Annotated in this window: 4 protein-coding genes; 1 reads left to right on the forward strand and 3 read right to left on the reverse strand. The window is 47.2% G+C overall.

The features are described 5' to 3' along the window. The 3 genes from C7R94_RS27825 to C7R94_RS27835 form a co-directional block, all read right to left on the reverse strand. Window positions 1–1,657, reverse strand: a 1,657-nt coding sequence (locus C7R94_RS27825) for a cache domain-containing sensor histidine kinase (RefSeq protein WP_106785818.1), incomplete at its 3' end; no start/stop codon positions are given. Window positions 1,658–2,027: 370 nt separating this feature from the next. Continuing rightward, window positions 2,028–2,540: a GNAT family N-acetyltransferase gene (locus tag C7R94_RS27830; RefSeq protein ID WP_106785819.1), complete on the reverse strand. Its 513-nt coding sequence runs from the start codon at window positions 2,538–2,540 to the stop codon at window positions 2,028–2,030. 21 nt (window positions 2,541–2,561) lie between these two features. Further along, complete coding sequence (locus tag C7R94_RS27835) at window positions 2,562–2,954, reverse strand: hypothetical protein (protein WP_047074135.1); 393 nt, start codon at window positions 2,952–2,954, stop codon at window positions 2,562–2,564. Between the two features lie 186 nt (window positions 2,955–3,140). Between C7R94_RS27835 and C7R94_RS27840 the strand changes: the two genes are divergently transcribed. Beyond that, a partial coding sequence (locus tag C7R94_RS27840; protein WP_106785820.1) for an MraY family glycosyltransferase occupies window positions 3,141–4,069 on the forward strand: 929 nt, incomplete at its 3' end.

Below are 4,069 nucleotides of genomic sequence, written 5' to 3' on the forward strand. Positions count from 1 at the left end.
GCTGCATAGGCGTATGCAGACTTGCGAGCAGACGCCCCAAGGATTCCTCAGACATTCCCTTTCCGTCGTCCCTCACGCTGATTTGCATCACATCCCCCTGACAAAGCACCGTGAGCCATATCGTCCATCCCTGTTCCTGATGTTCAATCCCGTGTGTAATTGCATTTTCAAGCAATGGCTGTAGCAACAGCTTCGGGATACGCTGATCCGACAAGCTCTCTTCCACGTCCATGTACACCTGAAGGCGCTCTCCCAGACGAATCTTTTGGATTCGGACATAGGCTTCTAACGACACCAGTTCTTGCTTCAGCGTAACGTGCCTATCCTCTCGAGCGACCGTATAGCGCATGAGTTTTCCGAGCGAGGAAACCATGTCGGACACATCGTAATTACCCGAGCGGATCGCCATCATATTGATTGATTCGAGTGTGTTGTAAATAAAATGCGGATTGATCTGGCTCTGCAAGGCAGCCAGCTCCGCCTCCCGCTCACGCAAGCTGCTGAGATACACCTCATTGACAAGGCGATTGATTTCCTCGACCATCTGATTAAATTGTTCACTCAGCTTCCCGATCTCGTCTTGGGAATCGACAGGAACTCGTTCATGAAAGTTTCCTCGCTTTACTTGCAGCATTTTTTCTTTCAATTGAACGAGCGGCTTGCTGAGCGAATAGGAAAAATAAATCGCGAGTCCGCCAGCGACGAGTAAAAACATCGCCGCAATCAGCATCGTAAAACTGCGCAAGCTATTGGATTCTGCGAGCAGGATGTCGAGCGGAATCAGACTGATCACCACAAGCCCCGTCTCTCTCGATTGATGATCCACGAAGAGATATCGCTGTCCCTGAATCATCATCTGGTTGGCATCCCCACGATTGATACTGTCCGTTTCTTGCAGCAAAGTACGATAGCCCGGCGAGCCTTCGCTCTCCCTCTTTTCATAAAACAGCTCGTTTTCCTCATTGACGATGATCAAGCTCCCATCCTTGGTAAAAGGCATATCGGACAAGATCTGGTCAAACATGTCCATTTTCATATCGATTTTCATGATTCCAAGCGGTACTTTCGTATACGGCTCACGCAATAACCGCGCCACTGACACAAATCGCTCCCCAGATGCATCCAAATAATAGCTGGGCCGATGCTGTGGAATAATGACAGCTCCCCCCTGTTCCTTGACCACGCGCGAATACCATCCCTCTTCTGCCAAATCTCCCTTGCTCTTCATGACGGAAGGGTCCAGATTGGAAAAAATCATGCCATTCCCAGCAATGATTTGAATGCCTTTTACTTCTGGTCGGCTATAGGAAAGACTGGAGATATACAGCGTCATCCTTTCCCTTTTTTCCATGGAGAGAAAAGAAGTAGCCGACGTATTTGTCTGAATTTCTTTTAAAATGGACAGGATTTCTGGATCGTAGAGCGGCATGAGTGATAAACGCTTCATCTCCCGAATATTGCGCTCCACGTTGCGATTGATCTGACCCACAATCTGCCCCGTGTATTCAGCCGTTCTCATTTCCGTTGAAGCCGAAAACTTACTGTACGTGATGATTCCTTGCAAGCTTAACGGGATTGCGATCAAGCAGAGAAAAAGCGTGAGAATCTTCGCCCGCAGTGTTCCTTGCAAAAAAAGCGTCGAGACTTTCTTTTTCATGATGGCCCCTTTCCGACTGTTTGAATAATCAGTATTTTATACATCAAAAAATCCGTCAGGTCAAAATCCTGACGGTCTGTTTCTCAGTCTATTTCGATGCCCATGTAGAGACAATCGTAGAAGGTATCCTCTATCAAAAATTCTCTCGTGCGGTCCAAACGACAAATGATCCGTCTCTCCTGACACGCAATGTACGAATGCAATAAAATCTTCTGCGTCAGTGATTTTTCCTAAACGGATGATGACCTCTTGACCAGACCTAAGCTTGGATACCTTCATAAGAGCCTCCCAGCATTGGAAACTTTTCATACTATTAAAACAAAAAAACGGACGCCTGTTAACCGTCCGCTTTAGCTTGTAGCTTGTACGACTATTCCAATGTTTTAAAGTAAAGGACGGTATCATGCAAGCTGCCATCAGCGGATCGGGAAAACCCCGGAATGCGTCCTGCTTCTTGATAACCCATCGATTGATACAACTGGTTGGACGGGTCGCCCGCTCGTGTATCCAAAACGAGGAGGCTGCGGTTTTCAGCAAGGGCCCTTGCCTCTGCCAGCAGCATCAGTCCACGACCAATCCCTTGACGCTGTGCAGTAGGATGAACCATCAGCTTGGCGATTTCTGCCCGATGCAATCCATTTGGACGACTCACCAGATGCAACTGGATGGTTCCTACGATGACATCTTCCTGTACAGCTACCCAAATTTTCACATGTTCATGGGGCACCGAAGTCCAATAGGCGCGTGCTTCTTCCAGCTGCATAGGCGGTAAAAAGCCAAGGGAAGCCCCATCCTCTACGACATCGATTAGCAATTGGGACAGCTGACGCAGTTCTTCCTCTGAAAACTCAATTCCTTCCCGATAACAAAGCGCTAGCTTCATAAGAGCCCCTCCGAATTGTTTTTAAGGTCGATATCCGTACATACTGAAAACAAACAGCAAGCATAGATAGATAATCGCTGCGGGTACAATGGTAAGAGAAATGAAAAACCGTTTTTTCACACCGTTGGCATTTCGAAACAGCCAAAAGTAGATGAACAGCAGGATGAGGAGAAATGGGACAAAATAAAAGCCAAGCATGAGTCCCACCCAATCCGAGTTGGTTTCCCAGAACTGCTCCGGCACGGGCACCTTATGATATTCACTATATATCTGTTCTTTACGTGATATAAATAGGTAAGATAGCACGAGGTAGTAACCGAATATAACAAATTTCAGCCAAGGCTTTATCTGTTTCGCTGCGAGTGTTATGGAAAAAATGATTCCCAGGATAAACCATAATGCCATGTATTCCATCTGGATCCCTCCTACGAAGGATTATAGGGATCGGATCTGCTGGAGATAAGTACCAACTTTTTTTGGTACCTCACTCTCACATGATTGCAAGAGTCGACAAAATTTGGAATACTTCCTATAATAGACTTGTCAAACAACACGGTATGCGAGTATCTTTGCATATAGAAAGCTCACTACCTGTAGGAGATGGTCACGATAACGTACGCTCTTTCGTTTTTACTGTCGTTTTGTATCGTTATGGTGCTGATTCCGCCTCTGGCTAAATTGGCATTTCGCCTTGATTTTGTGGACAAGCCTCGTAAAGACGTGGAAAGAAAAATTCACCGGGAGCCTATCCCATTGACAGCCAGCTACGCTATTTTTGTTGGCTTTGCTGCATCGTTTTTGCTCTTCTCGAAAGAATCAACCGGGCAAACGATCGCTGTTCTGTCAGGCTCACTACTGCTGCTGATTATCGGTACCATTGATGACTGGTACAAGACGCAAGGCAAGGATTTTTCCGCCCTGCCCAAGCTGATCGTCCAAGTATCGGCCGCCGTCATTGTCTATCTGTCGGGTATTACTTTTTCCGGCTTTTACAATCCATTGAGTGGCGAATACATATTGCTCCCGCAATGGTTGCAGTTCATCCTGACCATCCTGTGGATTTTCGGGGTAACGACGGTCATCAATTTTTCGGATGGCATGGATGGTTTGGCTGGAGGGCTTTCTGCAATCTCCGCAGGCACGCTCTTCGTAGTCGCTTTGGTCAAAGGACAAAGCACATCTGCGATTATGGCGATCAGTCTGATCGGTGTTGCCTTGGCTTATCTGCGGTACAACAAACCGCCGGCCAAAATTTTCATGGGAGATGCAGGCGCGACCTTCCTCGGCTTTATCTTGGCAGTCATCGCGTTGGATGGAGCCTTTAAGCAGGCAACCGTTCTCTCCTTGTTCATTCCGATTTTAGCACTCGGTGTGCCGATTTTTGATAATCTGTTTGTGGTGACCAAACGCTTCCTGCAAGGAAAGCCGATCTACCAAGCAGATGCCAGTCAGGTTCATTATCGCCTGCTGCGTTCTGGACTCAATCCGAAGCAGGTCGTCACCTTCCTGTGCTTGATCAGTGTTTGCTT

It is taken from the genome of Brevibacillus sp. NRRL NRS-603, assembly GCF_003013445.1.
Taxonomy (GTDB): Bacteria; Bacillota; Bacilli; order Brevibacillales; family Brevibacillaceae; genus Brevibacillus; species Brevibacillus formosus.